This is a genomic window from Dietzia sp. B19 (genome assembly GCF_014145155.1).
GTDB classification, from domain to species: Bacteria; Actinomycetota; Actinomycetes; order Mycobacteriales; family Mycobacteriaceae; genus Dietzia; species Dietzia natronolimnaea.
On sequence record NZ_JAALED010000168.1, the window covers coordinates 1 to 7,095 of the forward strand.

At 67.9% G+C, this 7,095-nt stretch carries 9 protein-coding genes; all 9 read left to right on the forward strand.

Annotated elements, in window-relative coordinates; translation table 11 throughout:
- A partial coding sequence (locus tag G6020_RS05920) for a hypothetical protein (protein WP_182609979.1) occupies positions 1-235 on the forward strand: 235 nt, incomplete at its 5' end.
- Positions 236-353: 118 nt separating this feature from the next.
- Positions 354-1,154, forward strand: a complete 801-nt coding sequence (locus G6020_RS05925; RefSeq protein WP_182609980.1) for a hypothetical protein — start codon at positions 354-356, stop codon at positions 1,152-1,154.
- Positions 1,155-1,411: 257 nt separating this feature from the next.
- Positions 1,412-1,816 (forward strand): hypothetical protein, encoded by a 405-nt coding sequence (locus G6020_RS05930; RefSeq protein WP_187700301.1) that lies wholly within the window; start codon positions 1,412-1,414, stop codon positions 1,814-1,816.
- A gap of 239 nt (positions 1,817-2,055) precedes the next feature.
- A complete protein-coding gene (locus tag G6020_RS05935; protein WP_182609981.1) occupies positions 2,056-3,849 on the forward strand; it encodes a cutinase family protein in 1,794 nt (597 codons plus the stop codon).
- 6 nt (positions 3,850-3,855) lie between these two features.
- Entirely contained in the window at positions 3,856-4,137 is a 282-nt protein-coding gene (locus G6020_RS05940; protein ID WP_069388982.1) for a hypothetical protein, read from the forward strand.
- 11 nt (positions 4,138-4,148) lie between these two features.
- The gene (locus G6020_RS05945) at positions 4,149-4,430 is read left to right on the forward strand and encodes a hypothetical protein (RefSeq protein ID WP_069388983.1); all 282 of its coding nucleotides are present in this window, start codon (positions 4,149-4,151) and stop codon (positions 4,428-4,430) included.
- A 6-nt stretch (positions 4,431-4,436) separates the two neighbouring features.
- Entirely contained in the window at positions 4,437-5,048 is a 612-nt protein-coding gene (locus G6020_RS05950; RefSeq protein ID WP_069388984.1) for a hypothetical protein, read from the forward strand.
- 63 nt (positions 5,049-5,111) lie between these two features.
- Positions 5,112-5,915: a hypothetical protein gene (locus G6020_RS05955; protein WP_182609982.1), complete on the forward strand. Its 804-nt coding sequence runs from the start codon at positions 5,112-5,114 to the stop codon at positions 5,913-5,915.
- Positions 5,916-5,947: 32 nt separating this feature from the next.
- On the forward strand, positions 5,948-7,095 hold a 1,148-nt coding region (locus tag G6020_RS05960; RefSeq protein ID WP_156776076.1), incomplete at its 3' end, for a hypothetical protein.

Below are 7,095 nucleotides of genomic sequence, written 5' to 3' on the forward strand. Positions count from 1 at the left end.
GGCGGTCGCCACCGCGCCCGCATGGGCAGTTCCCGCAGGAATCGTCGGTACCGGTGTCGCCGCCGGCGGAGGGTCGGCAGCGCTCGGCCTGGGCGGCGCGGTGGCGAGCAACCCCCATGCTGCAACGGGCGTCGAGAACGCGTTCCACGACGGCATGAACAACGCCAAGGACGCAGCGGCCGGGTCGATCAACGGCCTGAACATCCCGGGCGTCCCGCCGATCCACTTCAACTGACCGCCACAGCCACCGAGGGCTTCGAGTGATCTAGGAGGGCAACGTGTCGAAAAAAAACAATGACGACGCGGACTCGCCGCTGCGGCCCGTCGATCCAGTAGGTGGGCCGGAGGACGAGGTGGGGGAGCCCGACTGGATGGCTGCACTCGGTGTGGAAGCGGCCGCTGGCGAGGTGAAGCTGCCGCCGACGCCGGATCCGCCGCGTGCACCGGACGAGACCGAACCAGACCAGCCCTGGATGGACCAGCTCGTGGGAGCTGAGCCGGCTCAGGTGTCGGACGAGGTAACGCCGCCGCCGTCCGGTGAGGACCCGGCGGCAGTGGAACCAGGGACGGGGATAGCCCAACCACGTCGTAGGCGTGAATGGGCTATCCCCGCCGCGATGACGTGTTTGCTCGTCGTACTGGTCTGCGGCGGCGGGCTACTCCTGGTCAACAAGCTCTCCGACGGGATGGATCAACCAGCGGACCTGTCCGCCGACCTGGCGGAGATCGAGGGTCGCTCCGGTGACCTGGCAACAGAGGACGCCGGGACGATGCAGGATGCGGCTTTCCAGTGCGAGGGGTCGGAGTCAGGCGAGACGGTGACCGGCGACGGCGCGGGGGACACCCGATCGGTGGCCGGCGTCGTCCTGGCCTTCCAGCACGCCTACTACTCCGAGCGCGACGCGAAGAAAGCACTGAGTCTGACGTCCGACGACTCACCACTGGTGAACGTCGAAGCCCTCCAAGAAGGGATCGATTCGGTCCCGGAGGGCACTGAGCACTGTGTCTCGATCACGGCTGACGGTGCGAAAGCGCAGGTGAAGATCACTGAGGCGCGGCCGTCTGAGACCCCTGAAACCTTCGTCCAACAGGTCACCACCAGTCGTGACGGTGACCGAGTCGAGATCGTCAGTATTGCGGCGGAGGAAGAGTGATGGCGGCCCCGATCATGGCTCAGAGTCGACGGGATGTCCCCGCAGGAGCGGGACAGGTTCGGCCCACGATTCAACCCCCGGCGTCGCATGAGTGTGTCGCGGTGTGGGACAGGGCGGTGCCCGCGAGCGGATCACCGGGTCTCTGGCTGTTGGGCGCGCATGGCGGCGCCGGGGTCTCAACGCTCTGCCGGTGGCTCAGCCCCGCGGGGGACGCTCAGGGCCGGTGGCCGGGCGGTCATGGCAAACAGTCGCCGTTTGTGGTGCTCGTGGCCGAGGAGTCGGTGACAGCACTGACTAAGGCCCACGCCCTGGTGCGGCAGTACGCCACCGGAGGGGCCGGCACGCACGCGCGTCTGCTTGGCGTGGCCACGGTCGCGCGGGTGCCGGGCCGGCGGCCTCAGCAGGTCCGTCAGCGGCGAGACGTGCTGGCGGGGTTACTCGACCAGATCGACGGGGGCGCGTCGCAGATGTGGTCGGTCCCGTTCATTCCCGGTTTGACCACCGTGGCGCTCGATGAGCTGCCCGTCTGGTCCCTCGGGGAACCACCCACGACGAAGAAACGACCGTCACCGCGTGAAGCGGTGCCCGCGGCCGTCGCCGAACTCGGCACTGAACTTATCGACGCCGCGCGGACTCAGGTCGCGGCCTGGGGCAGAAGGTGAAAGAGCAGATGAACACGCCATTGCAACTTCTCTCGGCGCTGGTAGTGACGACCGTGGTCGTGTCAGCTGCCGGCCCTGCGGCCTCGCAGACCACCACCGCTCGGCCAGGCCCGGGAACCTCGACCACGACCACGACCAGCAGGGGGATTACGCAGTGCCCTGCGGTGCACATGCTGTTGGCTCCCGGCACCTCCGAGACATCTCGGTTCGCCGAGCCGAACAGCGACACCCACGGCTTCTTGTCCCAGCATCTCGTGCGGCCCGTGATGGCCGCGGTGAACGGAGGCAATATCGGGGACCTGTCCTCCGGGTTTGCGGCACTGCTCGACTTGCCGCCCGGGGTGCAGTCGCTCGCGGGCACCGCGGGAGAGGCGATCGGCCGGTCCATGCAGGGACCGAACCGACAGGCTGCGCGAGTGTCGCGCACGTACGTGACCTACCCCGCGACGGTCGGGGGAGCGCAGCCGCCCGGAATGCGGCACCTACCCGAGAACTTCGGGGACACCACGCCGTATGCCGAGTCGATGAACACCGGTGTGGAAATGACGGAAGACCTGATGGCGACGGTCGCCGCGAGGTGTCCGGAGACGAAGGTGTTCCTTGCCGGATTCTCCCAGGGCGCAGAAGTGATCAGTAACGTTGCTCGGCGCACGGGCGCCGGGCAGAGCGTCATCGACCCAGATCAGGTGGCCGGCGTGGCGTTGTTCGCCGACCCGACCCGAGCGGGGGGCACGCCTCTGCACCCGGACGGTGCCTCGTCGGTGGGGCCCGTGCCGGGCACCGCCGGGGAGAACGTTCTGCGCGCCATTACGGGCCTGGAGACGCTGCCGACGGCGAACGCGGGAGGGCTGGGCACAGACAACACCGGCCACGTGGGCTTTGGTCAGCTCAGCGACCGCGTCGTCTCGTGGTGCCTGCCCGGGGACTACGTGTGTGGTCTGCCGGTCGAATCCAAGCTCGTGGCCGACATCGTGCCGCTACTCGAGACGATGTCGCTGGGCGACCCGGTCGCCGCACTCGAGCAGCTCGCGCGGATCCTCGACCGGGCGGTCAGCGTCGGAAACCTGTCCGAGATCGCTGACTTCAGCTTCGGCGGCACGGGCTTCTCACTTCGCCCCAGCGCAGCCAATCCCACGCCCGTGCTGAACAAGCGGGTCCAAGCAGCCACCGAGGAGACCACCAGCTCGCCGACGAGCCGGAGCGAAGCACCCTTGACGAGCACAGCTACGACCGTGGCCGATAGCGCCGTGCCTGAGGAGGCACCGGCTGCGCTTCCGGCTCCGGAGCCGATCGTCGAGGTCACACCAGCACCGGCAGGAGCCATCGGCCCGCCGGCCCCGATGCCTCCGGGTATTCCGGGGATCCCGGGGTTGCCGGGGCTGCCGCCCCTGCCGACGCCGGAGCAGTTCGTCGGAACGGTTGTGGAGGTGGCCGCCGGGATCGGCGGGATGGCGCTTGGGGCGGCCATCACCGTCGCCCGCAAGACCATCACGCCGGAGAATCTTGCCCAGATCGCCGTGGCAGGAGTGACCGGTGGCCCCCAGGCCGCGGGCGCTGTGGCAGTGGCCAGGCTGTCCGACTCGGCGATGTCCCTACTGGAGCCGGGGACCGCCTCGGGCTATGCACGACAGACGCTGCAGATCCTCAAGGACGCCGGGGTGCCGGTCCCGGAGCAGGTGGAGCTCGCGGTGAGCCTGGCGGCGTGGCTGTCGACCAACGAGCACAACGCCTACGGAGAACGTCCGGTCCTGCCGGATGGGCGCAGCCCAGCCACAGCGACCCGGGACTGGGTGCAAGCGATCGCCGCTGATGTCACCGCCGACAGCGCGGACCCGCTCGCTCCGGCACCCCGCCAGACCCAGGTCGGACTCAGCGCTTTGGACTCCGTCGAGTTCAACCGTGACGCCGCCCGAGCGGCCCTCAACAAGGTCGGCCACACCTCCGTTACGACGTCGTCGGTTGCGAGGCCGGCGAACACTACAGCGCCCACCTCGAGTGCGGCGCCCACCTCTACCACCCTTGAAGGGAACTGACTGACCATGAACATCCGAGTGCTCGCACAGGGCGATACGTCCTTCATCAACAACATCACGCCCTGGCTTCCTGACTTTCTCTCCAGTCGCCTCACCGACGTCGCCGGGGTGGCGCTGGCGATCGGCATCGTGATCGCCGTCATCGGCGGCGTCATGGTCTTCGCTGGGATCGCGTTCGCCCGCCAGGACGGGCGCGGCGATCAAGTCTCCGGGCGCCTGCTGTGGTGGGGCGGCGGAGTGGTCGGCCTGGGTGTGCTCATGCCGATCGTCGGCTGGCTGCTCGGATAGACGGCTAGCCGATGACAGCCCACACGCTCGCGCAGAGCCCACCCCCGGCCTCGCCGCAACCACTACCAACGGAAATCCAAGGGCTGCTGGCCAACTGGATCTCGATCGGGCTCGGCTTCGTAGCCGTGGCCAGCGTGGTGTTCATGGGCTGGGCACTGGTGGAGATCAGTCAGGCCAGGGAGGTGGGCCGCGAGCCCAAGCAGGGCGTGGAGCGGCTTCTCGTGATCGCTGTGGTCCTCATGTTCGCCTCGAGCATCGGCGCGGTTGTCTCGCTGATCTACACCCCGATCTGACGGGGAATGAAGGAGCAGAAAATGCGCAGTCGCACACTGGTTGCCGCAGCGGGGCTTGCGATGGCACTCGCCGCGTGCGGCACCGACGACGCGGGGACGGAAGGGACCGAAGACGGCCCGGATCTGACTGCCGCGCCCGAGGCGACCTGGTCGCAAATGGCCGGCATCGCCGTTCCCCGGGCTGAGCAGTGCCCGGACGAAACCGACCCGGTCGAACACGGCTACGCACACACCCCACAGTGCGCAGTCATCGCGGCCATGACCGGTCAAACGCTGCTGGCCACCACCGGTGACAACACGTGGCCGCAGATGGCGAGCACCATCTTGGCGCCGGGACCCGGTAAGGACCAGTGGGCTCAGGCACGGGCCCTGATGTCGGTCGAGGGCCGCGTGCGCAATCCCGCGAAGTTCGTCGGCTTCCAGTTCACCGACTACTCGCAGGACCGCGCCCAGGTCCTCCTGGCCGTGGAGTGGCCCGACGGCACGCTCACCGCCCAGCCGACGCAGCTCGCGTGGCAGACGGGCGATTGGAAGCTCGTCCTGCCGACGCAACAAACCGCCGTGGACGCCGTCGAACTCGACAACCTCGACGACTTCACCGAATTTCGCGCCGACTAGTAGGAGCTCAACATGGACTCACAGCGACGAGGACGACTCACCGCAGCACTGATCGTCGCGGCCGTGGTGGTCGTCGTGGCCCTGGTCGCCGCCCTCATCCTGGCGATTGCCACCGGCGACAGCGACGACGCGGGCAGCGCGGACGCTCCACCCACCACGAGTGCGCCAGAGCCCTCGGCCGGGATCGCTGCGCCGTCGGACGACGAGACCACTGACATTGACCTGGTCGGCCGCCAGGTCACAGTGGTGACGTCCGCCGGCGGGACGCCGCGCGAGCAGACCGGAGAGCCCGGCGCCTTCCCCGTAGGCCAGGAAATGGTGGGCCCTCCCGACGGACTCGAACTGCAGCGCGTGAGCAGCGGCACCACAGTCATGGTCTCGCGCTCGGACGGACCGACCGGGGTCGACGACGGGGTAATGACGGGCTACGCCCGCTCACCCGGCGGTGCAGCACTCCTAACAGCCAATTACATGGGTTTCGGGATGGAGCTAGGCGGGGTGTACGCCGACTTCATCGGACATTTCATGCCGACGATGGCCGGCGAAGACCCGGAGTTTCTTGAGGAGATCCGGGCCCGCGGCGACTCCGTCGACGGACGCGCCCTGGTAGCAGCGCAGGGATACAGTGCGCCGCGGTGGTTCAAGTTCGGGCAGTGCGACGAGAACTTCTGCACCGTCGAGGCCGCGTTGCCGTCAGTCTACGAAGCGGTCGGAGAGATCAACTCTCCCGACCCCAACGTCGGAATTCACGATCATCCGGTGATTCGGGTCTCGATGAAGTGGGTCGCCGACCAATGGGAAATCGTCTCGGGACGAAACATGACTCCGCTCACCGAGATCGACGGGTCGTGGTCCCGGTGGATGTGAGACCAGCACTGAAAGCCCTCGCCACCGTCGTAGTGGCGCTCTTCGTCGCGATCGCTGTCGCTACGCCGGCCCACGCCCAGGACACCGGACAGAACCAGTTTCAGGAGTTCAACGAGGAATGCCGAAGCGGCGACCGCGACGGCGACCTCGTCGACGGCGGACTTCTGGGCGGCACCGGCGCCCATGAGTGGCTCCGCGACTCTGCCCACACCGGTGGTCTTCGCGAGACTTTCACCGCTCCGGTGCGCGGGGCTCACGCTGCTGCTTGCATGGGTGTGGGCGCGGTGCAGCATCCGGGCGACGCGATCCAGGCCGCGGCGGATGCCGCGTGGGATGGAAAGCTCGCCGGGATCGTCCGGGAGATCAAGGACGGCAACCCGGCGGTGATCGGCTACACGCTGACGCTGTGGACGAAGTTCAAACTGAACCCGGACGCGCTCGAGCTGTCCTCGTCGGGAATCAACAATCTCGTGTGGCAGGGCGCGATCGCTGGGCTCGCGTTGAGCCTGGTGATCGGCCTGCTAAAGGTGGCCTCAACGCGGCGGCAGGGCTCCGGGGAGGCGATGGAGGACGCGGCCGCGGCCTACGGCCGGTACCTGCTGTACGGGGCTCTGGTTCCGGCACTGGCGATACCGGCGATCATGGCCTTCGACGGCTTCGCTGACGTGCTGGTGAACACCTATATCGCCGATGCCGGGGACTTCACGAAGATCACCGATGCGGTCACGATCGGCGAGGACATGAACCCAATTTTGGTGCTGGTGTTCGTGCTCATCTCGCTGATCGGGTCGCTGGCGATGTGTCTGGCGATGGTCATGCGGATCATTTTGCTTCCCATCCTGATCGGGCTGATGCCGATCTTCGCGGCATGGGCGATCGGGCGAGCGGGACGGTTCACCGTCGAGAACGCGATGGGTGTCCTGGTCGCGTTCGCGTTGCTGAAAGTCGCGGCCGCGTTCGTCTACATGTCTGCGGTGTGGGCGGCGATGAACCTCGATGGGTCCGAGGAGAACAAGCTGGTCTCTCTGGTGCTGTTCGGGGCGGCCGGCTTGTGCGCCCCTGCACTGCTGGCGATCATCCTGCCTCAGATGAAGGGCCAGGCCGGTGGCTCGGCTGGCGCCCTGGGAGGGGCGGCCCTCGGGGCGACCGGTGCGGTCGTGGGCGGCACGGTCGCCGCGGC

Coding starts and splice junctions, on each gene's coding strand:
- G6020_RS05940 (WP_069388982.1), top strand. CDS start 3,856: ATGAACATCCGAGTGCTCGCACAGGGCGATACGTCCTTCATCAACAAC.
- G6020_RS05945 (WP_069388983.1), top strand. CDS start 4,149: ATGACAGCCCACACGCTCGCGCAGAGCCCACCCCCGGCCTCGCCGCAA.
- G6020_RS05950 (WP_069388984.1), top strand. CDS start 4,437: ATGAAGGAGCAGAAAATGCGCAGTCGCACACTGGTTGCCGCAGCGGGG.